Source organism: Clostridioides sp. GD02404 (genome assembly GCF_045898275.1).
Lineage (GTDB): Bacteria > Bacillota > Clostridia > Peptostreptococcales > Peptostreptococcaceae > Clostridioides > Clostridioides difficile_A.
Window position 1 is genome coordinate 48,409 of sequence record NZ_JBJOCA010000003.1, and the last position, 25,736, is coordinate 74,144.

A 25,736-nucleotide genomic window follows, 5' to 3' on the forward strand; every position below is an offset into this window, starting at 1 on the left:
ACTTTTTTATTTAAATATCATAAACCTCAATTTTATTTAGGGGAATAATTATTTATATACTATAAGAACATTAATTTAAATGTAATTGTCTTGTAATACATTCTACAATGTATGAATCAATATGTAAAAAAACACTCAAGATAGCGAATAAATATATATTTAAATCAGTACATAAAAACTTGCACTCTGTACACTCGTAAAATTTATATAGTCATTATCCTAAGGATTTATACCTAAACCCTTATACATTATATCATATTTCAATAAATAAATTGCATAAAAGGAAATCTTTTAATAGAACTAAACTATTTATAAATTCATTACTATAAGTTCTACAAATTATAAATGCTTATTTTAATATATACTGTATTGCCTCAGACATTGATATAACTAATTAAAATAGATATAATAAAATGAAACAAATATTTATAGAATTTTATAAATATTCATTATTTTAAAGAGGTGATTATATTTGAAAGAAGAAATATCAAGAAAAGAAATTTTAAAGGAAAGTTTTCTGACATCAATCCCAATATTTCTAGGATATATCCCATTAGGACTTATTTGCGGTATTATGCTTCAAAAAGCAGGTTTATCTGCCTTTTACATACTAATGATGTCACTTATGGTATTTGCAGGTAGTTCACAGTTTGTGGCTGCTTCAATGCTAGCTTCAAATGGAAGTATAACTTCAATAGTACTAACCACATTTATATTGAATCTTCGTAATTTTTTAATGAGCTCCAACTTACATATGCATATAAAAAATAAAAATATGAGGTTTTTAATGTATTTTTGTCATGGTGTTACAGATGAAACATTTGCTATAAACTTAGAAAAATATACTTATAGTAATTGGACAGATAAACACGCATTATACCTAAACAATCTTTGTATACTAGTATGGGCTGGTAGTTGTTTCTTAGGAGCATTTCTTGGAGAAATTGTCACTATAAGTGATTCTGTAGCAAGCTTTCTACTTATAGCAATGTTCATAACATTAGTAGTTAATCAAATTAAAAGTAAAGTATACATACTAGTTTCAATGCTTTCTATCCTATTATCAATAATTTTATATACTTTCTTTAAAAGTAGTTTAGTCATCATAATAGCATCTATTTTATCTGCTTTATTTGGCTTTTATATACAAAAGTTAACTCGCAAGAAGGAGGAAATCCATGAATACTAATTACATACTTGTAGTTATTTTAGGTATGGCAATTGTTACTTATATTCCAAGAATTTTACCTATGATAATACTTTCAAAAAATGATATGCCTGATTCTATTAAAGACATCATGAAGTTTATACCTATTGCTATACTTAGTTCACTCATAGCAAAAGATATTTTTTTTAATGGAGATAATCTATATATGTCATTAACTAATCCCAAAATTATATCAGGTATAATAGTACTATTAGTAGCTTATAAATTCAAGTCTATTGCTATCTCAATAGCTGTAGGTGCAATATCTATATGCTTTTTTGGAGTCATATTGTAAAATTTAATATATGTTAATGCATAGTAAAAAACTAAAATACTACATATAGAAATTATCTATAATATACTAATAATTAATCTATTATAATTGTACACTCCACATAATGAAACAATACCTAGAATCTATAAGCTACTATTTTACATCATAATAAAGGCCGTCTTAATACAGAGAATTTTTTCTATATTAAGACAGTCTTGAATAAATAGCTCTGTGATGACTTTAAATATTTTTTAAATATTTTAATTTACCTTTTTCAAAATTAATACATTATATCACATAACAAGCTTGTTAATGCTACTTTTAAATCTTTGAGTCTATACTTACTAATTGGTATAAATTTCTCATTAATAGTAATCATATTATCACCAAGATCTTCTATTCTTCTCAAATTGACAATAAAACTTGTATGACATCTGAAAAATCCATTTTCACACAATAATTTTTCTGCTTGTTTCATGCTCATATTGGCTTTATAATCTCTCCCTAATGTATGTACAACTAAATCTCTCTTTACAGTTTCAACATATAAAATAGAATCTATAAGTATTCTATTAAATCCTTTTTTACTATTTAAAACTATATAACGCTCCTTCTTTCTTTGAAGGTTATCAATACAAAGATTTACACCCATTGCAAAGTTACTATACTCTATAGGCTTTACTAAATATCTATAAGCACGTACTTCATAACCCTGGGGGGCATACTCTGAAAAAGCAGTTGTAAATATAATTTCTACTTTTTCATCAAACTTTCTTATCTTTTTAGCCACCTCAATTCCATTGATATCTTTCATTTGGATATCTAAAAATATAATGTCAATTTTTTCTGGGTATTTAGATATTAAATCTTCTCCACAAGAGAATTCCAGTATTTGATAATTTAGACACCTTTCAGACAAAAGTTTTTCTGCAAATTCCTTAAGTATGCTTCTTTGTATTTTTTCGTCATCACATATAACTACCCTGAACATAATATCACCTCCAAATCTAAAATATCATTTAGTTTACTTTATTTCAATTTACAAACTGTACTCATTGACTTTTATATTCAAATTTCTTTACAAACTTAAATTGTCGATTAAACTACTTCTAGTAATTATCTTTGATACATAAACTTAAATTATGATAAATTCATCTATTTTTCTAGATATATTGTGCAAAAAATATATGAAGGCAAACGTAATCTGTATTTTATCATCCTATATTAAATATCATAATATAGCAAATTTTTATTGCTCATAAATTTTTTAGATATAAGATTAATATCATCATAAATAAGATAAAAATATAACACATCTGTAATGAATTATAACATCATATTTGTATATATAGAAAGAAAAACATACAAAAAGTACAGATTACGTACTTTTTGTATGTTTTTATTAACTCTAGTATTTATTTTATTTTAGATTCTAAATTTGTTAATCTTTCATCAACAGATTTAATCATTTCTTCAAATTTTTCTTTTTTAGCTTTTTCTTCTTCAATTAAACTTTCAGGAGCTTTTGCTAAGAATCCTTGGTTTGCAAGTTTTCCATTAACTCTCTTTATTTCTCCCTCTAATTTTTTCTTTTCTTTAGATAATCTCTCAATTTCTTTTTCAAAGTCAACTAGTTCATTAAGAGGTATAAATATTTCAACACCATCAATAACTACTCCAACTGCATCTTCTGGAACATTAGATTTATCTTTTGCTATTTCAACATTTGAAGCAGATGCTAAAGTTATAAAATAATCTTTACCAAGTTCAATAGCTTCTACCTTTTCTTCACTTGGTACTATTATCAACTTAGCTTTCTTAGAAGGTGGTACATTCATTTCTGCTCTCACATTTCTTATACTTCTTATACCTTCCATCAATAAATTCATCATTTCTTCTTCTTCAACCATATTATCTTCTTCATTATATTTTGGCCACTCAGATACTATTATACATCCTTCAACAGTAGGAAGGTAAGTGTATATCTCCTCTGTTATAAATGGCATATATGGATGTAATAATTTTAATATCTTTTCAAGAACATAAGTCAATGTGTATAATGCTGCAGACTTAGCATCTGTATCTTCTCCATATAATCTAGGTTTAACCATTTCAATATACCAGTCACAGTACTCTGACCAAGTGAAATCGTATATCTTTTGAAGTGCTATTCCTAAATCAAACTTATCCATGTTATTAGTTGCTTCTTTTACAATATTATTTGCTCTTGATATTATCCATTTATCTGCTAGAGTTAAATTATCCTTAACACTTTCTCTAGTTATGTTTTTAATTATATCTTCATCAATATTCATAAATACAAATCTTGATGCATTCCACAATTTATTAGCAAAGTTTCTAGCAAATTCTACTCTTTCCATATAAAATCTCATATCATTTCCTGGGGAATTTCCAGTTGTTAATGTAAATCTTAGTGCATCAGCTCCATATTGCTCGATTATCTCTAATGGGTCAATACCATTTCCTAAAGATTTACTCATCTTTCTACCTTGAGAATCTCTTACTAATCCATGAACTAATACATGGTCAAATGGCTTCTCATTCATACAGAACATACCTGCAAAAGCCATTCTAACTACCCAGAAGAATATTATATCATATCCTGTAACAAGTACACTTGTTGGGTAATAGTAGTCTAAAGCTTCAGTTTTATTTGGCCATCCTAGAGTAGAGAAAGGCCATAATGCAGAACTAAACCAAGTATCTAATGCATCTTCATCTTGTTTAAAATGAGTACTTCCACATTTAGGACATTTATCAGGCATTTGTTTTGCTACTACTATTTCTCCACATTCTTGACAATAATAAGCTGGTATTTGATGACCCCACCATAATTGTCTTGATATACACCAATCTCTTATATTTTCTAACCATTGTAAATAAGTTTTATCAAATTTTTCTGGAACAAATTCTAGTTCTCCATTTTTAAGAATATCTATAGCTGGTTTTGCAAGTTCATCCATCTTAACAAACCATTGCTCTGATAATCTAGGCTCAACTACTGTATGGCATCTATAACAAGTTCCTACATTATGATTATGCTCTTTTATGTTAATTAAGTAACCTTGCTCTTTTAAGTCTGCTACGATAGCTTTTCTACACTCAAATCTATCCATACCTTCATATTTTCCACAAACTTCATTCATAGTTCCATCTTCATTCATAGTGTTTAACTGTTCAAGATTATGTCTTAATCCTACTTCAAAATCATTAGGGTCATGTGCTGGAGTCATCTTAACTGCACCAGTTCCAAACTCTAAGTCAACATAACTATCTGCAACTATTGGAAGTTCTCTTCCTACTAATGGAAGTATTGCTGTTTTTCCTATTAAGTGTTTGTATCTATCGTCTTCTGGATTTACTGCTATACCAGTATCTCCTATCATTGTCTCAGGTCTAGTTGTAGCTATTTCTAAGAAATCCTCACTATCTTTTAGTGGATATTTTATATGATAAAAGTTTCCGTCATGTTCTTCATGTTCAACTTCTGCATCTGATAAAGTAGTTTTACAATCTGGGCACCAGTTTATTATTCTATTTCCTCTGTATATATGACCTTTTTCATACAATTTTACAAAGAATTCTATAACTGCTTCATTGCACCCTTCATCCATAGTAAATCTCTCTTTGTCCCAATCACAAGAATCTCCTAATTGCTTAAGCTGATTAGATATCTTTCCTCCAAATTCATCTTTCCATTCCCAAGCTCTCTTTAGAAATTCATCTCTACCTATTTCATACTTTGTTTTACCTTCTTCTTTTTTTATTCTTTCAACAACTTTAACTTCAGTTGCTATAGAAGCATGGTCTGTTCCTGGAAGCCAAAAAGCTTCATACCCATCCATACGCTTCCATCTAATTAATATATCTTGAAGTGTATGGTCAAGAGCGTGTCCCATATGCAATTGTCCTGTTATGTTTGGTGGTGGCATCATTATTGTAAATGGCTTTTTATCTGGATTTGGTTTAGATTTAAAATACCCCTCGTCCATCCATTTTTTATATAACCTAGCCTCAAAATCTTTTGGATTATAAGTTTTTGATAAGTTCGTATTTTCCATTGTCTTGCCTCCTATATTTTTATAAATAAATTTTTAAAATATCTCTAGAAATAAAAAAGAGCCCTTCATCCTCTTTAAAAAGGACGAAAAGCTCGCGTTACCACCTTAATTCCAAAGCTTAAAACACATTAATATATAACTAAATATTACTTAATGTTATTTTATCAACTTTGACTCTCAAAGAATTTAACGGTTCTAACCGTCTAAACTTACTAACAGTTCAGTTTAGAAACTCCAAAGCTACATTCAGTAAACCTTATACTTAGAAAATCTTACAGCCAATGAATTTTCCTCTCTTTTAGTAGTATTTACTTACTCCTCTTCTTCTCAGTCTTTAATGTTACATATTATTATATACAAATATTATTCTTTTTGTCAATTATTTTTATTTTATTTTTTCTGAATTTTCTCAATTGTCTTTTTATATTTTATGATAATTGTTATTTTATATACCATCTTTCCAACTTATTTTATCATGACAGTAAATTATACTATTATTTTGTTTAAATCTTAACAGTATTTTCTTAATTTTAAATTATATTTTCTTTATATTCCCTTTATTATTCTGTATTTTTTATATTCTATTTTATAAATTATATGTTTTATTTCATAAATAATTTACTTTATTTTTTACTATATTTAAATTTATTATAAGTTTTCTTGCCAGAAATTTTTAGGTGTGATATTCTCTGTAATTGGTAATATTGTATATCCTCTCTCTTTTAAAATTCTTATAATGTTATTTAGAGCATTTAAACTTTGTTCTTTCTCATGAATTAACACTACCAATTCATCTCTTTTTCTTCCATAATACAATATATTACTAACTATTTGACTTGTAGAAGATTTCCAATCTTGTGTATCCAAATTCCAATCCCAAATTAAGTAATCATTTGCCATAAGTTTACTATATGAACCTTCTGGCATATATGGCTTACTTCCATATGGCAATCTTATTAATTTTGAACTCTGACCAGTTATATCTTGTAAAGTATCATTACATGTATTAAACTCCCCAACTGTTACCTCTGGGCTTTTATATAGCTTATGTATATCATGACTTACACTATGAAAACCTATTGAATTTTTTTCTTCTAGTACTCTTTTTACTTCTTCCTTATGGTTTTTCATATTTTGATTAAGCATGAAAAATGTCGCTTTGACATCATTTTCTTTTAAAATATCAAGAAGTGCATTTGTATATTTTGATGGTCCATCATCTATTGTTATGTATGCTACTTTTTCAGAAGTAGCTCCTGGCCCTTTTGTTTCCTCTTGAGATGCTTTATACATAATTTCTCCTAAAGTATTATTTTGAGAAAGTAATTCTAGTGTATTTTCATCTTTTGTGCTTATATTTTGGACTGGAACATTATTAATTTTTTCTTCTAATAATGTTCCAGTTAAAATTAAAACAGCTATAAGAAATATCCTTATAATTACATGAAAAGCAGTCTTATTATCTTTAATTTTCATCCCCCATATCTCCCTTTTATAAAAGCATAAGTTTAAGAGTAAAAAAATTATTTTTTATACTTATTCTCTTTCTTATTGCTTTTTATATCTCTACTAAATATTTTTTTAACTTTTTCTTCTTCCTTTTCTCCTAAAGAGTCTACTCTTTTGATTCCCAAAGAAGTTAAAAATTGTAATACATTTAAATTGTCAAACGGAGTTTCCATATTTGTACTTTCACTATATTCATCGACATTTTTAGTTCCTTCTTCTACACTTAGAATACGCTTAGGACCTCCCACACAGCCTCCTACACACCCCATTCCTTCTATAAATGTAGCTTCTATCTCATTATTTAAAACTTTCTTTAAACCGTCCATACATTCTTTTGTTCCTTCAAATGCTTTTTCTTCAAATTTTATGTTTTTGTCAATTCTTCTAACTGATAATTTAACTGCTTTACTTACACCTCCTGTTCTAGCATAAACTCTACCTGAAAGGGATGCCTCTACTCTATTACTTTCATCCATTATCGCTGGATTTAACTCTAATGCATCAAATATTTCTTGTAACTCTTTAAATGTAAGCACAAAATCAACTGCATCCTTTATATCTTCTAACATTGCTTCTTTCTTTTTCGCCATGCAAGGACCTATGAATACAACTTTAGCATCTGGATTCAAAATTTTTACAGCTCTACCACAAGCAATCATAGGAGAAACAGATGGCGATACATTCTCCAATATTTGAGGAAAACTATTCTGTATCAAGCTGACCCAAATAGGACAGCAACAACTAGTTATAAAGCATCCTTCTTCATCTTTTTTCATATGTTCGTAATAGTCATATGCTTCTTTTGCAGTAAGCATATCCGCCGCCAAAGCAACTTCTATCATATCTTCAAAGCCTATCTTTTTTAATGCAGTTCTTAATTTACCAGGGCTTACATCTTTTCCAAACTGACCTACAAAAGCTGGTGCTACTATTGCATATACAGGACTCTTTATGTCTTTTAACAATTTTATCATTGGTATAAATTCTATCTTATCTGATATTGCACCCAACTTACATCTTGATACACAATCACCACAAGCACTACATACATCTTCCTCATTACAATTAATATGCTTGCTTCTTATTTTACATGACTTATCTTCCTTATTATTTTCATCACAATATTTGCAAGCATCTGATATTATAGATATTATTGGTCTTTTGACTTCATCTAAATTTACAGCTTCATGTAGTGTATCTTTTAAATTTTTGTCTGTGTCTCCTGTTACATCTAATCCCATAGTCACCCTAATTAAATTTACCATAGTATCTTTATCAAATTTTTCACCAAAATTAGTTTTTAAATTTTCATTTAAGTTTTCATTTAATATTTTTTCAGGTAAGTTTTCAATATCCTCTGTATCATCATTCCAAACTGCCTTTACAAGTTCTCCAAAAAGCTTCATCTTATATATTTCTAATATTTTAGAATTATCATTTTTAGTATCCATAAAAAATAGTACCTCCGTAAATTAAACTTATATATGTTTAATATTTACAAAGATACTATTTTTTATTTATTATTTACTTACTATTATTGATATAATTTATTTAATTTCTTTAACATCTCTATTTCAAGCATTATTTTCATTAAATGATAGTTGAATACAGGACTTTTTTCTTCATCTATATTCCAGTCTAATTCATCTACATTATATATTTTCTTAAGGTATTTATATGTATGCTCCTTCAAATAAAGTTTATTTTCTAGTAACTCTATAGACTGCATGTGAAAATGTATCTCTCTACATATCCTTAAGGCATTCTCAATTTTTTCTATATTAGTTTCACTCAAACTATAATCCAACTCATCAATAAGTTTTGAGTATATTTCTTCTAATTTTTCTACTTCTTCTTCAAATCTCTCTACATCTAAATTATTTTTTCTGAGTATTTTATCTTCAATAAGTAACATTGAAAGTTCTTCTATCTTTTTAAATTCATCTATAACACTATTTAGATAATTTGGTCTAGCAACATAATAATTAACAAGTACCCCAAATAAAACACCTACAGATGTATCTAATACTCTATGTAAAGAATAATATACAGGGTCATTATTACCTACACCTAAATGTATAGCCAGAAAGGTTACACAAGCAACTACTACTGACTTTATTTTAAACAGATTACATAAATATATTGAGCACATTACTCCTAGACCACATAAAAATGGGTCTCCAGCTTTAGTGATGGCAAATATGAATCCTATTATACCACCTAAAATAGTACCTTCCACTCTATTGATTCCTGTTTTTAAAGAACCTTTTACTGTATCTTGAACAGAAATTATACATGCTACCAAAGAATAAAACATATTCTCAACTAAATAGTCACCAAGAAGCATACATAAAGTTACACTAATTCCTGTCTTTATGGTTCTCATACCCATCTTTTGAAGTTTCAAAGTTCCACCTCCTAAAAAGCACCTTATATAAAATACGCATCCTCATATTTAATATGTTCCTAGTATATCACAATTTTTTAAATTTACCCATTAATCATATTTTTTTATCAATTACTTCTTAATTTAGACAATAAAAAAAACTGCTTTAAAGCAGTTTTTTTATCCTATCTCTACCATTTTACCTTCAATTGCAAAAATTATCTTTTCACATACATTTGTTATGTGGTCTCCAATTCGTTCAAGGTATCTTCCTATAAGTAAAAGTTTTACTCCTTGGTCTATAGTATTCGTATTTTCATGCATTATTTTTAGACAATCAATTTGTACTTGTTCATACAAACCATCTACAATATCATCTTTAGTTCCTACATCATAAGCTATACTTGCATCAAATAAGATTAAAGCTTCTCTAGTCTGAGACATCATATCCTTACACTCTTTTGCCATCTTAGGAATATCTATCAGCTCTTTTATATAAGCTTCTCCACCTATTTTCAACATTTCTCTAGCTATGTTGGCTGCATAATCTCCTATTCTTTCTAACTCTATTGATATATTTCCTAATGAATAGATAAATCTTAAGTCTCTTGCCATTGGTTGCTTTAATACTATTAGTTCTATACTCTTATCTCTTATCTCTTCTCTCAATTTATTTATCTCTTCATCATTTTCTACTACTTTTCTTGCACCCTCTAAATCCTTCTCTATCATACAAGTCACAGACTTTTCTATTGCTTCTTCACATTTTTCCATCATAAGTACTGTTTGTTCCTTTAAAGTATCAATACTTATATCTAAGCTATTATTGACCATTGTCTAACTCCTTTATAGTTATATATTTTAACCAAATCTACCTGTTATATAGTCTTCTGTTCTTTTATCTACAGGAGTGGTAAACATAGTTTTTGTATCACTAAATTCTATAACCTCTCCATTTAAGAAAAAAGCTGTTTCATCTGATATACGAGCAGCTTGCTGCATATTATGAGTAACTATGACTATTGTGTAGTCTTTTTTTAAGTCTTCTATAAGTTCCTCAACTTTTAATGTTGAAATTGGGTCTAAGGCAGATGTAGGTTCATCCATCAGAATAACTTCTGGTCTCATAGCAATTGCTCTTGCTATACATATACGTTGTTGTTGTCCACCAGACAGTCCTAATGCAGATGATTTAAGTCTATCTTTAACCTCATCCCAAATAGCTGCCCCTTTCAAACTCTCTTCTACAATCTTATCTAATTGTTTCTTATCTCTTAGTCCTTGTGTACGAGGACCATATGCAACATTATCATATATACTCATAGGAAATGGATTTGGTTTTTGAAATACCATCCCTACTTTAGTACGAAGATTTATTACATCATCTGAAGTATATATGTCTTCTCCATCCACAAAGATGTTTCCTTTAATTGTTACATCTTCTATTAGGTCATTCATTCTGTTTAATGTTCTTATAAAAGTTGATTTTCCACATCCAGATGGTCCTATTAAAGCAGTAACTTTATTTTCTTTTATATCCATATTTATTTTATTTAATGCTTGCTTGTCACCATAAAATAAATCCAAATCTTTTACACTCATTTTTATCTTATCGATTAATTCCATTATTCACACCTCTTAAATTTAATAATTAGCCTTATTCAATTTCTTAGCGACAAATCTTGCTAGCATGTTTAGTGCTAATACAATTACTATCAAAACAATTCCTATACTAGCTGCTGTTGCTATATCTCCACTCTCTTTAGTTAGCAAGTATGAGTGTACAGTTAGTGTTCTTGCACTATCAAATATTCCACCTGGCATCTTAGCTACAGTACCTGCTGTAAGTAAGATTGCAGCTGATTCCCCAATTATACGACCAACTGATAAGATTACTCCTGATAGGATTCCTGGTATCGCACTTGGAAGTACTACCTTGTATAAAGTCTGAAATTTAGTAGCCCCTAATGCTAATGATGATTCTCTATATGCTTGAGGAACTGTCTTTAAAGCTTCTTCTGTTGTACGAATTATTACTGGTAAAATTATTATTGCTACTGTAAGAGAACCTGCAACTATTGAGTATCCCATTTTTAATGTAACAACAAAGAAAATTCCTCCAAATAATCCATACACTATAGATGGTATTCCTGATAAACTTTCAGTTGCAAATCTTATTGCTGTAACTGCTTTTCCTTTTTTTGCATACTCTTGCAAATATATAGCAGCTAAGATTCCTATAGGAGTTGCTACAACTATAGAAACTACTACTGTGTATAATGTTGTAATTATCATTGGAAGTATACCACCATCACCTGATGCTGAATAATTGCTAAATAAGAAATTAAAATTCATATTTCCAATTCCCTTTATAAATATAAATCCTACTATGACTACTAACGATACTATTGTAAATAGTGCTGATAGGTATACTAATAACTTTAATGTATTTTCTCTGAACTTTCTCATTCTAATTTACCGCCTTATTTGAAAGTTTATTTAAAACTAAGTTTAAGATTAATATAAATGTGAACAATACTACTCCAGTTGCAAATAGCATTTCTTGATGTGTACCAAACGCATATCCCATTTCAAGTGCTATATTAGTTGTAAGTGGTCTTACACTATCTGTTATTGAAGTTGGCATAACTGGTGAATTCCCTGCAACAAGTATTACTGCCATTGTTTCTCCTAAAGCTCTCCCTACTCCTAATACCACTGCAGCTAATACTCCAGATTTTGCAGCTGGTAATACAACTTTAAATATTGTTTCTATTTTTGATGCACCAAGTGCTAATGAACCTTCTTTATATGCTTTTGGTACTGCTCTTATAGCTGTTTCTGATACAGATATTATTGTTGGTAACATCATTACTGCTAATACTATTACTATTGCTAATAAACTTTGACCTTTTGGAAGATTGAATATGTTTTGTATCATTGGAACTATCACCGCAAGACCAAATACACCATATAATACTGAAGGTATACCTGCTAGAAGTTCAACTGCTGGTGACATTATTTTTGCTAATCTCTTAGGTGCTACTTCTGCTATAAATATAGATGTTAATATTCCTACTGGTACTCCTATCACAAGTGCTCCAAGTGTTGCAAATATTGAAGCTACTATCATAGATGATATTCCAAATTTATTAGCAGAAGGAACCCAATCTGCACCAGTTAAAAAATCTATAAATGAGTATCCCTCAAATATAAATGGTCTTAGACCTTTATAAAATACAAATCCTATTATCAAAAGTAAACTTGCAACTGCTACCAAAGCACTAAGTAGAAAAATATTTTTTGCTACTTTTTCAACTATATATTTTGTCTTGTTACCATTATTGTCATTTTTTTCTAAACCTACTAACCTAGATTTTACTATCATAATATCCTCCCATTAAAATATACTTATCGATTTTAATTCTGTATTCAAAATTTAAATTTTTATAATTCGTATCAATTAAATTTTCTATACTTTTATTCTACTTTTTTTAAGTTAAATCTATATTAGGATTAAGTTAAACAAGTGTAAAATTATATTCACTTTTTTAACATCGATTTTACTTTTAGAACTATTTTTGACATTTAGTTTACATTATGATGTTATTTGATTATATTAAAATAGCAGATATAAGTAATAATACATTTTCCATGTAACTCATTACTTATATCTGCTATTGATATTTATTAATTAAATTTAGTCCTTTATAACCTATACATTCATATTATTCCTTATTAAAATAGTATCCTGCTCCTCTTATTGTTATAATTTTTTGAGGATTTTTATAATCTTTTTCTATTTTCTTTCTCAATCCGTTCACTGCAACTACTACACTATAATTATCTTCTAAATATTCATTTAACCACACATGTTCATATATCTCTTTAGTAGTTAATGTCTTTTCGGGATTCTCTATAAAATAATTTAATAATTTATTTTCTGTTGGAGTTAATTTTATTATTTTGTCTTCTAATTTTATTACTCCACTAGTTCTATTATATTCCTCTAATTTCGAATTACTTTCATTGCTATTTACATATGAATTTACTCTTCTTAAAATTGCTTTTACTTTTGCATATAAAATTTCCAGATTTAGAGGTTTAATTAAGTAATCATCTCCGCCAGAATTTAAGGCATTTAAAATGCTTTGGTCTTCATTTATGTAAGTCATATAAACAATTGGACAAGTAGTTACATTTCTTATTTTCTTACAAAGAGTCCATCCATCACCATCAGTTAGGATTATCTCTAAAAATATTAAATCATATCTATTACTAAATATTTTTCCAATAGCTTCTTCACAGCTATATGCTAAATCTATAGTTATCCCTTTTCCTTCTAAAAAGTTTTTCAATTCCTGGCAATTATTCTTGTCTCCATCTATTATTAATATCTTAGTTTGCATTATAATCACTCCTAAATATCATTATTCTTTTATATTAAATAACCCATTATTATGAAAAACATAGACTTAATTTTATTGTAAAAACAGTTCCTTTTCCTAACTGCGAATCTACAAAAACTTCTCCATTATGTTCTTTTATAATGGACTTTACAATATATAACCCTAACCCTTGACCTGTTGAAATGTCAGTATCTCTTGCTGTAAAGAATCGTTCAAATATCTTTGGTATATTTTCTGGTGGTATTCCTTTCCCATTATCAGAAACCTTAATGACTGCAAATCCATCTTCTTTATTCATTGACAAACTTATCTTCCCATCATATGAAGTAAAGCTTAAAGCATTATAAATTAAATTTTCAAATGCTCTAGCCAATCTTTCTTTATTTATCTTTGCATATATTTTTTTATCTAATATACTCAATTCAAAATTTACACCACATGCTTGTGTGTCTGGTAAGTTATTTTCATATATCTCTTTGATAAAATCATTTAGACATATCTTCTCACTAATACCAATCTCTTTATCTTGTGATGTAAATTCTTGTAGACTACGTACTCTATTCTGTACCTCATTTGATTTTTGATTTATGGCATATAGATAAGATTTTGTCTCTTCATCTACATGAATATTACCAACCTTTATTAAATCTATAAATGCCTGTATAGCTGAAACAGGTGCTTTTAAATCATGAGCTACATCAGCCAAAAACTTTTTACGTTCATTTAATAGTGTTGTAAGTTCACTAGTTCTTACTTCAACTTCATGTTCAAGATTCTTTGTGAGTTTTTCATTTTCCCTTATTATCATCCTGTTCCTATGTATCATCATAATAGAAAATAAAATTACAATTATAAATCCACAGTATTCTGTTTGCCATCCAGTAAATATAGGCTCAAACCTATTACTCGTTACTGCATCAAATAATACACTAATACCAAACACAATGTTCACTGAAACTAAAATATAAGAACTTATATGTTTAGAGCATGTCCTTTTGTAGATTGAAACTAGTGAAGACACAAAGATATAAATAAATACAATATATTTATATATATCTATTAATTTTCCATACATGTTAACAAAATATATATCATATGGGAGAAGAACAACTGGTATCACAATAGATACGATACACATTGTAATTCCTAATGGCAAAATTAAAAATCTATATCCTTTATTTTCTTCTATTTTTGATATACTCCCATTTATACAAATAATACATAAGACCGCTATAAAATATGATGCATCTTCAACTGCATATGTAAAGTTTACTAATGGAAGTCCCAGTAAATGTACAAAAGGATATGAGACATGTATTGCAAAGAAAATACACATACATCCAAAATAAAAGTAGAGTTTGCTTTTTTTTGATAAAAACCAAACAGCTAGTGAAAATACAGCTATTGCAAAAGTTGTGAAACAAATTATACTATAAAAAAGTAATCTATAAAATATCATATTACTTATGTCTTTTGTTTCTCCTAATGCAGGTGGATAATACATACCACTATAATAATGTGAGAAATTAGAAACATTGATTATAATTTCTGTATCTTTCTTTGCTACAAAACTTACTACTGAATTTTTAATTTTTGGTCTATATTTTTCTGTTCCTACCTCTCCCAGTTTAGAAACTATTTCTCCATTTATCCATACTTCACTTGCACAAAAAATTTCAGGAATCTCTAGACTCAACACCTTATCCTTACCTTCATTTTTTATCTTCATACGATAAGTTGCATTGCCATATGGTGACTGATTCTCTTTTCTCATAGAAAAATCTGGATATTGACCTATAAAAATGTATTCTGGTTCTATATGTTGCTTTATAAAATCATTCGGTTTAAATATTTTATGATTATAAAACTCCCAGTCATCTATTAGGAAAACAAGTTTATTTTTAGTAAAAGTATCATTATTTATAGTTAAGATTCCATTACTTGCTCTAATAGACTTATATGTATATTTGTTATCATATTTATACAGAAGATTTAATCCTGTTATTGCCAACAGAGAGACTATCAATACAATGAGAGTTCCTTTTAGTATGTTATACTTTTTCATTGCATCAACCACATCTCTTTCATAGTAGTACTAAATAAAACAAGAACTATTTATTGATTACAGCATCTCACTTACGGTACAAACTTATATCCTTTTCCCCATACGGTTTGAATGTATTGATGTTCTCTGCTTAAAGAATTAATTTTTTTCCTCATCTGTGCAATATGAACCTGTACTGTATGTTGTTCTCCAATATCAGGCATTTTCCAAACTTGATTATATATTTCTATTTTTGAGAATACTTGTTCTTTATTTTCAGCTAGAAACAGCAGTATTTCAAACTCCATGGTGGTTAAGTCGATACTTTTTTCGTCAAAAGTTACTTTTCTTGAATTCACATTTATTACTAAAGATGAAAACTTTAACACATTAGGAACCGATGTAATATTTTTATATTGCCTCATACGAGCATATATTCTAAGTTCAAGTTCTTTTAAGCTATATGGCTTTGTTATATAATCATCTCCTCCAGCTAAAAATCCCTGAACTCTTTCTTCCTCATGTTCATAATTAGATAAAAATATTATAGGTATGTTAACCTTTTCTTTTATAGCATTGCATACTTTATATCCATCTAAGTCCGGCAATGAAATATCTAGAATTATACAATCTAAAACCACACTTTCTACTATCTTCATAGCACTTTTAGCTGTCTTAGATGTATATACGTTAAAACCTATATTTGAAAAATAAATTTGATTTATATTTAAAATATCAACATCATCATCTACAACTAGTAAGTTATACATTACACCACTCCATTCAAAAATATTTCAATCATAGTCTCAGATTTTAATCATTACAAATTATGATATTTTATTTTTTATATAACTGGTATTATTATTTTATAATATCTTTACAAACTAGACTATAAAACTTAAGTATTTTTGAATAATTCTTGAATATTGTATTAAATATTAAGATTCATTATTAAATACTAATCAAAGTCTCCGATTGTTGGAAAATGGAGCTTAAAGCAATTTTATATTATAAATTTATTATTTCTCTAGAAACTTGTCAATAAGCCAGTTTGAGTATTGATTTATATGGTTTATATAGTTATAATATAAAATAAATTGGATTATTTTGGTAAATGTATTGTTACAAAATGTTTATATTTCATGTCTTAATATTTATAAAGACTTTATTTTTTTATTATAATTGCATTATACTTTTTTAAAAATTCCCCTTTTCCAACAAATGGCTACTTTAAAAGCCAAATTTACACGTATCAAATTAAATCTAACTACTAATGCAATAGTTTTTAGATTTTTAAATATTTTTGTTAAATTTAAAACAAAAAAAGGCCATGCAATATAAGATTATATTCATAGCCGGTTGCACCACTAACTCCATATACCTCTAGATGCCCAATAATAAGGTATACTTCTCAGTTTCTAAAATATTTTTGTTAAAAAATTTTAATACATTTTAATAAATTTCCTTTTTATTCTAACATTGTAATATTATTTTGTCAATATTCCAATATTCTTCAGAGATAATGTACTAAAATATCTATTATGTAATTAAAATGTTTATATTTATACCACCAATAATAGACAATACCCTGCAAGTAGGCAACATTTTTAGGTGCTTATCTCACAGGGTACTATATCTATTTTATATTAAATATTCATCTTATTGATTAACTTTAATAAATCCTTTCTCTGAAACAAGAGCTTGTCCTTCATCACTTAATATATAATCTATTAAAGCTTTGCCTTTTTCTGATAAGTTATCTTCTTTATTAACTAGTATAAATGGTCTTGATATTGGATATTTATTAGCTATTACATTGGCATCAGTTGCTTCAACATCATTTACTTTTAAACTATTCACTTTTTCATCAACATATCCAAATGATATATATCCTATAGCATTTTCATTTCCTTCAACTGTAGTTTTTATATTTCCTGAACCATCACTTATTTGTGCATCTTTAGTTAATTCTTCTGACTTGAATCCTACAATTTCTTGGAATCCATCTCTAGTTCCTGAACCTTCTTCTCTTGATACAATTACTATTGGTGCATCATTTCCTCCTACGTCTTTCCAGTTAGTTATCTTTCCTGTATAAATACCTTTAACATCATCCATTGTTAGATTTTTTACTGGGTTAGCAGTATTAGTTATTAATGCTATTCCATCTATTGCTATCTTAGTTTCCTTTAATCCAGCGCTTTTTTCTTCATCTTTTAAATCTCTTGAACTCATTCCTATCTCAGATGTTCCTTCCATAGCATTTTTTATACCTCCAGAAGAACCAATCTGTTGTACTTCTACACTAACACCTTCATTTTTTTCTTGAAACTTTTCTCCTATAGTCTCCATAAGAGGACCTATTGAAGTCGAACCTGAAACGGAAACCTTATTTGAGTCTCCTGAACCTCCTGAACCAGAGCCACATCCTACTGCTAAAACTCCAACTAACATTGTACTAGCTAAAAGAACTCCTATTTTCTTTTTAAACATTTCACTTACCCCCGCTTATATTTTAATTTTTTTGTTTTCATATTTTCTATATTTTAATAATACATATTTTTTGTTAAGTGAATATTAGAGCGAGGTTAAGTAAGTGTAAATATTGTTAAATGCATGTAAAAATTTAATTTCATAGGGTATATTCTAAATTAGTTTAATTTTTTTAAGTTGTCTTTGATTGATTTATTATATTCTATAACTCTTTTTCTAGTTTATTAACTAAACCAGCAAATACATTCAAGGCTTCCTCTATAGACTCTTTTTTTGTCATGTCTACACCAGCAGATTTTAATTGTTCTAGAGGATACTCTGACCCTCCACTTTTTAAAAAGTTTATATATCTATCTACAGCAGTACTACCTTCTGAAAGTATCTGTTGGCTTAAAGCACTTGCAGCCGAAAATCCTGTAGCATACTTATATACATAGAAGTTTGAATAAAAATGAGGGATTCTAGCCCACTCTATTCCTATTTGTTTATCTACTATTGCAGATTTTCCATAATACTTTTCATTTAATTTATAGTATATGTCAGTAAATTCATCAGCAGTAAGTGGCTCTCCACTCTCTACCCTTCCATGTACAATTTTCTCAAATTCAGCAAACATAGTTTGTCTATGAACTGTAGTCCTAAATTGTTCTAAATAATAATTTAATAGATATATAGTTTCATCTTTAGACTTAGAATTTTCTAATAAATAATTTATAAGAAGTAATTCATTTAAAGTAGATGCAACTTCTGCAACGAATATTTTATAGTCCGAATATAAAAATGGCTGACTTGTTCTTGAATAATGACTATGGACAGAATGCCCTAACTCATGAATTAAAGTAAATAGAGAATTAAGGTCATTTTTATAACTCATTAATATATAAGGGTGCGAATCATAACTTCCCCAAGAATAAGCTCCTCCTTTTTTACCTTCATTATCATATACATCAATCCAACCTTCTTCAAATGCACTTTTTATAACTTTCAAGTACTCTTCTCCCAAAGGCTTAAGTGCCTCTAATATGATATCTTGTGCTTTATCATATGGTATATCCATGTCAAACTTATCTGTCAAAGGAACATATAAATCATACATGTGTATTTCATTTAGACCTAAAAATTTCTTTTTAAGTTCAACATATTTATTCAAAGTAGGGAGACTTTCATCTATAGCTGATATAAGATTATTGTAGACATCCAAACTTACATCATCTGAAAATAAAGAAGCTTCTATTGCTGAATTATATTTTCTAGTTTTTGCATAAAATATTTCTGACTTTACACCACCATAAAGTGTTGATGCAAATGTATTTTTATATTTTCCATAAGTTGAAAATACACCTTCAAAAGCATCTTTTCTAACTCTACCATTTTTACTTTTTATAAATAAAGAGTAATTAGAATGAGAAAGCTTAACTTTATTGCCTTCTTCATCTTCAATCTCAGGAAATTCCATATCTGCATATGTTAACATATCATATACATTTTCTGGAACCGTCGATAATTCTGATGTAGCTGCAAGTATTTCTTCTTCTTTCTCACTCAAAGTGTGAGGTTTATCTCTTAATATATCCTTGATATACTTTGTATAAAAAGATAACTTCTCATCCTTTAAATATTCATTCAATTTATTCTCTTCTATAGCCAGTATTTCTGGAACTATATAAGAAGTAGCTACACCCAAATCAGTTGATAACATCTCTGTCTTAGTAGCTCTACCTTGATTGTCATTAATTCTAGTGTCTTCATGTTGTTTCATATGAGTATATACATATAGATTTTGAACAATTCTAGATGCATTTTCAGAAATATTTAATACTTTATATAAATTCTCTTTACTCTCAGAAACTTTCCCTTTATATTCTTTTACTTCTTGAATAAGACTTTTTACTTTGCTTATATCTTTTTCGATGTCTTCTTTGCTAGAATACATCTTATCTATCTTCCACTTATACTTTTCTTCTATTTTACTTCTATCAGTTTCCATATAATACACCTCTATTTTGATTTGATTTATATTTTATTCTCTTTACAAAATATATTGTATATATTTTAGTCCAAATAATCTACATTTATTACTCCTTCTATCATATTTATTTCTTTCATAACATCATGTAAGTGTATTCTCTTGCCATAAGATACAAAAAAATTAACCTTCCAGTATTCTTCATTACGACATTCTATTTCCATGTTTCTTACAATAAGTTGACTTTTTTCAAATTTATCATATAAAAAAGGTATCGAATCCAAATTACTTAGTTTTAATATCAAAACATTTTTTTCTTGACTGAATAGAAAAGTATTTATTATCCTAAGTACAAATAATGCTATCATTACAAATAGCCCACCTAAAATTGATAATTCATAATAACCATAACCTACTGCTATTCCAATACATGCAGTTGCCCACATCCCAGCAGCTGTAGTAAGCCCCTTTACTCCACCTTTATTTTTTAAAATTGCTCCTGCTCCTAAAAAACCAATTCCAGATAATACCTGAGCAGGCATTCTTGCTGGGTCAGCATTTGTATATAAATTATAATCAGAAAACAACTGAATTGAAGTTATTGAAACAATACAAGAACCTATTGCTATTAATATATGTGTCCTAAATCCTGCAAATTGTCTTATTTTTTCTCTCTCTAAACCTATTATTCCTCCAATTATTAGGGCTAAAAATAATCTTATTGCTATTTCCTTACTTCCTATATCAACCATAATATAAACCCCTCCTGACTTAATCATAATTATGTCCTACAGATAATTTACACACCAGAAATACTATTTTATATCTTAATATTATTATTAATATATGTAAAATATGGCTATCTGTTAATTTTTGATACAAAAAAACCCACAACTGTGGGCTATTTGCTTAAGTACATGTATTTATTTATTAATATATCTATTTTCTTACTTGATTCTACTAACTCTTCTTGAAATATTTCTGGATATTCTATGTATGTATTTATCTCTTCTCTAACTGCTTCAATCTCATTTTTTAACGCTTCTAATTCACTGTTCGCCATAATAATCACCACTATTACAAATTTGTATATTTTTATATACATTTTATCAAACAATATTATATTTTGTCAATATTATGTCAATAAAACTTACTATAAAAATGCTCCAGCTTGGGTACTGTATACCTAGACACTAAGCCTACAAACATACCCGTTACTAATGATGCCATTAACATGAATGGTAAGTATCCTATAGCAAGTATATTTTCTATGATTAAACTTGCAACTATTAATTGACCTATATTATGTCCTATTGCACCTATGATACTTACCCCTATCAATGATAGACCTTTTATTTTACTTGCTAAATACATAAATAAAAGACTTAGATAAGCTCCTCCTATACTAAATAGAAGATAGGACAAAGGACCTGCGAATATTGATGACAAAATTACCCTGATAGTAACAATTATAACAGTATCTTTGACACCTAACAACATTAATGAAATTAAAGTTATAATATTGCTCAAACCCAATTTTGCCCCTGGAAATATAACTATAAGAGGATTTGGTATATATGTCTCTAATACATATAAAGCTAAACTATACCCTATCATAAGACCTAAAAATGTCATTTTTCTAGTTTTCATTAAGTTAATTCCTCCAAATTTTATCTATCATCTTACATTATAATACAAAAGATATAAAAACACCTAATTTAGATTAAAATATTTTTTAATTTATTTAGAATAAATATTAGGGGTCTCAATGTTCAATTGCCTCTATAATTCTTGACTTTTTGTATCATACTTGTTACAATTTTAATGATAATGAATTTCATTAGGAGGTGCTAATAATGACTGTTTACGATTTAAAAATAGGAGAAAAAGGACTTATTAATAGTATAGATGGAGATATTAAATTATCTAAAAGATTACTTGCACTTGGATGTATAAATAGTACTGAAATAGAAGTTAAAAAGGTTGCTCCATTTGGAGACCCAATTATAATCAGATTTAGAGGCTTTGACCTTGCTATTAGAAAATCTGATGCTAAAAATATTTCTTTACAATAATAGAGGAGGAGCTACCTGTGATTAATGTAGCATTATTAGGAAACCCAAACGTTGGTAAAACTACTGTTTTCAACCTACTTACAGGTTCAAATCAATATGTAGGTAACTGGCCTGGTGTTACTATAGAAAAAAAAGAAGGATTTATTGGGAAAGAAATAAAGGTTGTAGATTTACCAGGTATATATGCAATGGATACTTTCTCAAATGAAGAAAAGGTTTCTAAATCATATTTAGAAAATGAGGATGTTGATGTAATAGTGAATGTAGTTGATGCATCTAACTTATCGAGAAATCTCTACTTAACGACTCAACTTATGCAATTTAATAGACCTATAGTCATACTTCTTAATATGTTAGATATAGCAGAATCTAAAGGTATTAATATAGATGCTAAAAAATTAGGTGAAGAACTTGGAGTAATTGTTGTTCCAATTATTGCAAAGAAGAAAAATGGTGTTGAAAAAATAGAAGAAGAAATTAAAGAAGCTACTCAAAAATCTTTTATATATCAAACGAACTTTGGAAGTGAAACGGAAACATACAAAAAATTAGAATCCATTTTATCAAGATGTACAAAAACTACATATACAGAAAAAAAATCTATCAGTGATAAAATAGACAATATAGTTTTAAATCCTATATTAGCCTATCCAATATTTATTGGTGTATTGTTCCTCTTATTTAAATTTACCTTTGATTGGGTTGGAGGACCATTACAAGAGGGCTTTGCTGGTCTTATAGAAACTTATATCTCTACACCTGCTAGTGATATGTTATCTAACTCTAGCCCTTGGTTTAAATCACTTATAGTTGATGGTATAATTGGAGGTGTTGGTGGGACTTTACCATTCTTCCCTCTAATATTCACATTATTTTTTGGTATATCATTGTTTGAAGATAGTGGATATATGTCAAGAACAGCATTTTTAATGGATAAAGTTATGAGAAAAGTTGGCCTATCTGGTAAAGCTTTTATACCTATTGTTATGGGTATGGGATGTTCTTCTCCAGCTATAATGGCAACTAGAACATTGGAAAGTGAAAAAGATAGAAGAGTCACAGCTCTTATTGCGCCACTTATGACTTGTGGAGCAAAACTGCCTATATATGCACTATTTGTAGCTATATTCTTCCCACATAATGCTGCCTTAGTAACTACATCACTATACTTAGTTGGTATAGTTATGGCAATAGTAATTGCACTATTCTTAAATAAAATAGCATTTAAAACAGAATCTGAACCATTTATATTAGAATTGCCAGAATATAGAATACCTACTATAGATGCACTTATTAAAAATACTTGGAATAAATCAAAAGGTTTCTTAATAAGAGTTGTTACTGTTATGTTTGCAATGTCAGTTGTAATTTGGGGACTTTCTTCATTTAATGTTTTTGGATATACAGAAGATATAAATGTAAGCTTTTTAGCTACCTTAGGTCATATTATAGCCCCTATATTCAAGCCTCTTGGTTTTGATGATTGGAGAACTTCAGTTGCTATTTTAAGTGGCCTTGGCGCAAAAGAAATCGTGGTAAACTCTTTAAACATACTATATGGTAATCTAACTGTTGTATTGCCAACAATATTTAATGGAGTTACTGCATATACTTTCTTGATATTTACTGCTTTATATACTCCATGTATAGCTGCACTTGCAACTATGAAAAAAGAATACGGCAATAAAATGATGTTTGCATCATTTGCATATCAGTTTATATTAGCATGGGTAATGGCATTTATAGTTAAAAGTATTGGTGGAGTATTATTTATGGGTAATTCAATAATGGAAGCTTTGATAGGTGGAATAATTATAGTTCTTGCATTTGTGATTTTATTTAATAAATTCAAGTCTACAAAGAATGGAGATGGCTGTAGTGGATGCTCTGGTTGTTCTGGATGTCCAAGTTCTAATTCTTGCTCAGATGAGAAAGATAATAAAAAAAGCAGTACACACTAATATATGAATATTTTAATTTGAAAATAAATTTAAGGGACTATCCTTTAAAGATAGTTTCTACAAAAATCTTATTATGACAATAAAAGAAGCCATCACACAAACAATTTTAAATTGCTATGTGATAGCTTCTTTTTTGTAGGTTTTTGTCATAAATTCAAAATATTTATTTAGTTACCTAATTTGATATAGAATCTATGTAATATAGTTTCATTGCATTTATAACAATAAAAAGTAATACTTTCTCACTCAATAACTAATATATTTCTATAAATTACTTTTCTTTTGTTTGTACCTCAAATGTTTCTTCACTATCATATAATTCTTTGAATAATCTTGCAGTTTTTTTACCTGCTTTTGCATAAGCTTTTCCAACTTCAATACCAGTATCACGATATGCATTTCCGATTCTTTTAGAAGAAGATACAATATTCTCTATTTCTTTTTTTACACTATTCATATATGTCCTACCTTTCTAAATCCTTGATTTTTATTTTAAATAGAGTATACTATTATATAATATTATACACAACGTATAAATTCTAAATATTTTGTATAATTATATACAAATTAAATTAAATTTGTATAAATTTATACATATATCAAAAAATTATTAAGGACTATTGGAGATGGTTAAAATATGAAAAAAGAAAGAAGAGATATAAGAAAATCAAGAGAATCAATAAAACAAGCATTTATTAAACTAAGTATGCATAATGATGTAAGTAAAATTACTGTAAACAAGATTTTAGAATTAGCCGATATAAGTAGAGGTACATTCTATGCACATTTTAAGGATATTTATGATGTACAGGAGCAAGTAGAAGAAGAATTATTAAATAAATGCCTGTGTACAATGAAAGAATATGATATCTATGATATTGTTGAAAACCCATATCCCCAGATTTTGAAGGTAGTTATATTTTTTCAAGAACATGCTGATACAATTAGAAACTTATCTTGTAATGGTAAAAATGCTTCTTTTTTTTATAAGTATAAAGAGATATTAAAAAAAGGGATTCAAGAAAGCAATCATACAATAGAAGATAAAGAAACCGTAAATATTTTAGATGCTTTTATCGTAGGAGGAATTGTAGATAGTTGTCTAGAAATGCTTTCCATGGAATATGTTATAAACAATTCAAAAACACCAGAAAAAACTGCAAAAACTATCAGTACATTTATTTCTCAAGGAATCTATGGATTAAAAAACAAAATATAATCTAAAAATCCCTACATCACTATTAAAAGTATTATAGGGATTTATTTTTAATTATTGTCAATCTATTTTAATCTATTAATTATAGACTTGTTCATGTTATTTTCTATCAAC

The 25,736-nt window shown here is 28.0% G+C and carries 23 protein-coding genes, 1 riboswitch and 1 other annotated feature; of the genes, 5 read left to right on the forward strand and 18 right to left on the reverse strand.

The genetic code is table 11. The features are described from left to right. Window positions 1–472 precede the first annotated feature (472 nt). Together Q3287_RS03020 and Q3287_RS03025 are read left to right on the forward strand one after the other, a co-directional pair. Entirely contained in the window at window positions 473–1,189 is a 717-nt protein-coding gene (locus Q3287_RS03020; RefSeq protein WP_223153370.1) for an AzlC family ABC transporter permease, read from the forward strand. Then, entirely contained in the window at window positions 1,179–1,502 is a 324-nt protein-coding gene (locus Q3287_RS03025) for an AzlD domain-containing protein (protein ID WP_054271702.1), read from the forward strand. The genes Q3287_RS03020 and Q3287_RS03025 overlap by 11 nt, the downstream gene beginning before the upstream one ends. A gap of 259 nt (window positions 1,503–1,761) precedes the next feature. On the opposite strand, the gene rgaR is transcribed toward Q3287_RS03025, so the two are convergent. The 17 genes from rgaR to Q3287_RS03110 all read right to left on the reverse strand — a co-directional run bounded on the left by rgaR (window position 1,762) and on the right by Q3287_RS03110 (window position 22,020). Further along, complete coding sequence (gene rgaR / locus Q3287_RS03030; RefSeq protein WP_054271703.1) at window positions 1,762–2,472, reverse strand: two-component system response regulator RgaR; 711 nt, start codon at window positions 2,470–2,472, stop codon at window positions 1,762–1,764. A gap of 424 nt (window positions 2,473–2,896) precedes the next feature. Then, window positions 2,897–5,563, reverse strand: a complete 2,667-nt coding sequence (locus tag Q3287_RS03035) for a valine--tRNA ligase (protein ID WP_223153369.1) — start codon at window positions 5,561–5,563, stop codon at window positions 2,897–2,899. Between the two features lie 76 nt (window positions 5,564–5,639). Continuing rightward, window positions 5,640–5,901 (reverse strand) — a binding site (T-box leader). A gap of 310 nt (window positions 5,902–6,211) precedes the next feature. Next, window positions 6,212–7,039, reverse strand: a complete 828-nt coding sequence (locus tag Q3287_RS03040; protein ID WP_054271705.1) for a polysaccharide deacetylase family protein — start codon at window positions 7,037–7,039, stop codon at window positions 6,212–6,214. A 47-nt stretch (window positions 7,040–7,086) separates the two neighbouring features. Then, on the reverse strand, window positions 7,087–8,523 hold the full coding sequence (locus tag Q3287_RS03045) for a [Fe-Fe] hydrogenase large subunit C-terminal domain-containing protein (RefSeq protein WP_223153368.1): 1,437 nt from the start codon (window positions 8,521–8,523) through the stop codon (window positions 7,087–7,089). 83 nt (window positions 8,524–8,606) lie between these two features. Beyond that, window positions 8,607–9,479, reverse strand: a complete 873-nt coding sequence (locus Q3287_RS03050; RefSeq protein WP_054271707.1) for an aromatic acid exporter family protein — start codon at window positions 9,477–9,479, stop codon at window positions 8,607–8,609. Between the two features lie 159 nt (window positions 9,480–9,638). After that, a complete protein-coding gene (gene phoU, locus Q3287_RS03055) occupies window positions 9,639–10,292 on the reverse strand; it encodes a phosphate signaling complex protein PhoU (protein ID WP_054271708.1) in 654 nt (217 codons plus the stop codon). Window positions 10,293–10,319: 27 nt separating this feature from the next. Next, the gene (gene pstB / locus Q3287_RS03060; RefSeq protein ID WP_054271709.1) at window positions 10,320–11,084 is read right to left on the reverse strand and encodes a phosphate ABC transporter ATP-binding protein PstB; all 765 of its coding nucleotides are present in this window, start codon (window positions 11,082–11,084) and stop codon (window positions 10,320–10,322) included. Between the two features lie 18 nt (window positions 11,085–11,102). After that, on the reverse strand, window positions 11,103–11,927 hold the full coding sequence (gene pstA, locus Q3287_RS03065) for a phosphate ABC transporter permease PstA (RefSeq protein WP_054271710.1): 825 nt from the start codon (window positions 11,925–11,927) through the stop codon (window positions 11,103–11,105). Between the two features lies 1 nt (window position 11,928). After that, complete coding sequence (gene pstC / locus Q3287_RS03070) at window positions 11,929–12,846, reverse strand: phosphate ABC transporter permease subunit PstC (RefSeq protein ID WP_054271711.1); 918 nt, start codon at window positions 12,844–12,846, stop codon at window positions 11,929–11,931. 340 nt (window positions 12,847–13,186) lie between these two features. Next, on the reverse strand, window positions 13,187–13,867 hold the full coding sequence (locus Q3287_RS03075; protein WP_021386210.1) for a response regulator transcription factor: 681 nt from the start codon (window positions 13,865–13,867) through the stop codon (window positions 13,187–13,189). A gap of 49 nt (window positions 13,868–13,916) precedes the next feature. Then, entirely contained in the window at window positions 13,917–15,932 is a 2,016-nt protein-coding gene (locus tag Q3287_RS03080; RefSeq protein ID WP_054277639.1) for a cell wall metabolism sensor histidine kinase WalK, read from the reverse strand. Window positions 15,933–16,003: 71 nt separating this feature from the next. After that, window positions 16,004–16,681: a response regulator transcription factor gene (locus Q3287_RS03085; protein ID WP_054271713.1), complete on the reverse strand. Its 678-nt coding sequence runs from the start codon at window positions 16,679–16,681 to the stop codon at window positions 16,004–16,006. Window positions 16,682–17,255: 574 nt separating this feature from the next. Next, window positions 17,256–17,339, reverse strand: a riboswitch (cyclic di-GMP riboswitch). Between the two features lie 231 nt (window positions 17,340–17,570). Beyond that, window positions 17,571–18,404, reverse strand: coding sequence for a phosphate ABC transporter substrate-binding protein (locus Q3287_RS03090; protein WP_054271715.1), 834 nt, complete (start codon window positions 18,402–18,404; stop codon window positions 17,571–17,573). Window positions 18,405–18,606: 202 nt separating this feature from the next. Beyond that, complete coding sequence (gene pepF / locus Q3287_RS03095) at window positions 18,607–20,391, reverse strand: oligoendopeptidase F (RefSeq protein ID WP_054277641.1); 1,785 nt, start codon at window positions 20,389–20,391, stop codon at window positions 18,607–18,609. Window positions 20,392–20,456: 65 nt separating this feature from the next. Next, window positions 20,457–21,122, reverse strand: a complete 666-nt coding sequence (locus Q3287_RS03100) for an MgtC/SapB family protein (protein WP_054271717.1) — start codon at window positions 21,120–21,122, stop codon at window positions 20,457–20,459. A 149-nt stretch (window positions 21,123–21,271) separates the two neighbouring features. Beyond that, window positions 21,272–21,433 (reverse strand): aspartyl-phosphate phosphatase Spo0E family protein, encoded by a 162-nt coding sequence (locus Q3287_RS03105; protein ID WP_161803447.1) that lies wholly within the window; start codon window positions 21,431–21,433, stop codon window positions 21,272–21,274. 77 nt (window positions 21,434–21,510) lie between these two features. After that, the gene (locus Q3287_RS03110) at window positions 21,511–22,020 is read right to left on the reverse strand and encodes a Gx transporter family protein (protein ID WP_054277642.1); all 510 of its coding nucleotides are present in this window, start codon (window positions 22,018–22,020) and stop codon (window positions 21,511–21,513) included. Window positions 22,021–22,226: 206 nt separating this feature from the next. On the opposite strand from Q3287_RS03110, the gene Q3287_RS03115 reads away from it, so the two are divergent. Together Q3287_RS03115 and feoB are read left to right on the forward strand one after the other, a co-directional pair. Next, window positions 22,227–22,445, forward strand: coding sequence for a ferrous iron transport protein A (locus Q3287_RS03115; protein ID WP_021386230.1), 219 nt, complete (start codon window positions 22,227–22,229; stop codon window positions 22,443–22,445). A 17-nt stretch (window positions 22,446–22,462) separates the two neighbouring features. After that, on the forward strand, window positions 22,463–24,406 hold the full coding sequence (gene feoB, locus Q3287_RS03120; protein WP_407963506.1) for a ferrous iron transport protein B: 1,944 nt from the start codon (window positions 22,463–22,465) through the stop codon (window positions 24,404–24,406). A gap of 271 nt (window positions 24,407–24,677) precedes the next feature. Here the strand turns inward: feoB and Q3287_RS03125 are convergent, their stop codons facing one another. Next, entirely contained in the window at window positions 24,678–24,863 is a 186-nt protein-coding gene (locus tag Q3287_RS03125) for a hypothetical protein (RefSeq protein ID WP_407963507.1), read from the reverse strand. 180 nt (window positions 24,864–25,043) lie between these two features. Here Q3287_RS03125 and Q3287_RS03130 point away from each other — a divergent pair, with 180 nt between their 5' ends. After that, window positions 25,044–25,625 carry a TetR/AcrR family transcriptional regulator gene (locus Q3287_RS03130; RefSeq protein WP_054277645.1) on the forward strand — a complete coding sequence of 194 codons (582 nt, stop codon included), beginning with the start codon at window positions 25,044–25,046 and terminating at the stop codon, window positions 25,623–25,625. Window positions 25,626–25,736: the final 111 nt, after the last annotated feature.

Bases quoted from the DNA above. Each gene is read 5' to 3' on its own strand.
- Q3287_RS03105 (WP_161803447.1), bottom strand. From the start codon at position 21,433: ATGGCGAACAGTGAATTAGAAGCGTTAAAAAATGAGATTGAAGCAGTT.
- Q3287_RS03090 (WP_054271715.1), bottom strand. From the start codon at position 18,404: ATGTTTAAAAAGAAAATAGGAGTTCTTTTAGCTAGTACAATGTTAGTT.
- Q3287_RS03045 (WP_223153368.1), bottom strand. From the start codon at position 8,523: ATGGATACTAAAAATGATAATTCTAAAATATTAGAAATATATAAGATG.
- Q3287_RS03035 (WP_223153369.1), bottom strand. From the start codon at position 5,563: ATGGAAAATACGAACTTATCAAAAACTTATAATCCAAAAGATTTTGAG.
- Q3287_RS03100 (WP_054271717.1), bottom strand. From the start codon at position 21,122: ATGGTTGATATAGGAAGTAAGGAAATAGCAATAAGATTATTTTTAGCC.
- rgaR (WP_054271703.1), bottom strand. From the start codon at position 2,472: ATGTTCAGGGTAGTTATATGTGATGACGAAAAAATACAAAGAAGCATA.
- Q3287_RS03115 (WP_021386230.1), top strand. From the start codon at position 22,227: ATGACTGTTTACGATTTAAAAATAGGAGAAAAAGGACTTATTAATAGT.
- Q3287_RS03025 (WP_054271702.1), top strand. From the start codon at position 1,179: ATGAATACTAATTACATACTTGTAGTTATTTTAGGTATGGCAATTGTT.
- pstC (WP_054271711.1), bottom strand. From the start codon at position 12,846: ATGATAGTAAAATCTAGGTTAGTAGGTTTAGAAAAAAATGACAATAAT.
- Q3287_RS03040 (WP_054271705.1), bottom strand. From the start codon at position 7,039: ATGAAAATTAAAGATAATAAGACTGCTTTTCATGTAATTATAAGGATA.
- Q3287_RS03110 (WP_054277642.1), bottom strand. From the start codon at position 22,020: ATGAAAACTAGAAAAATGACATTTTTAGGTCTTATGATAGGGTATAGT.
- Q3287_RS03080 (WP_054277639.1), bottom strand. From the start codon at position 15,932: ATGAAAAAGTATAACATACTAAAAGGAACTCTCATTGTATTGATAGTC.
- pstB (WP_054271709.1), bottom strand. From the start codon at position 11,084: ATGGAATTAATCGATAAGATAAAAATGAGTGTAAAAGATTTGGATTTA.
- Q3287_RS03125 (WP_407963507.1), bottom strand. From the start codon at position 24,863: ATGAATAGTGTAAAAAAAGAAATAGAGAATATTGTATCTTCTTCTAAA.
- phoU (WP_054271708.1), bottom strand. From the start codon at position 10,292: ATGGTCAATAATAGCTTAGATATAAGTATTGATACTTTAAAGGAACAA.
- pstA (WP_054271710.1), bottom strand. From the start codon at position 11,927: ATGAGAAAGTTCAGAGAAAATACATTAAAGTTATTAGTATACCTATCA.
- pepF (WP_054277641.1), bottom strand. From the start codon at position 20,391: ATGGAAACTGATAGAAGTAAAATAGAAGAAAAGTATAAGTGGAAGATA.
- Q3287_RS03130 (WP_054277645.1), top strand. From the start codon at position 25,044: ATGAAAAAAGAAAGAAGAGATATAAGAAAATCAAGAGAATCAATAAAA.
- Q3287_RS03085 (WP_054271713.1), bottom strand. From the start codon at position 16,681: ATGTATAACTTACTAGTTGTAGATGATGATGTTGATATTTTAAATATA.
- Q3287_RS03075 (WP_021386210.1), bottom strand. From the start codon at position 13,867: ATGCAAACTAAGATATTAATAATAGATGGAGACAAGAATAATTGCCAG.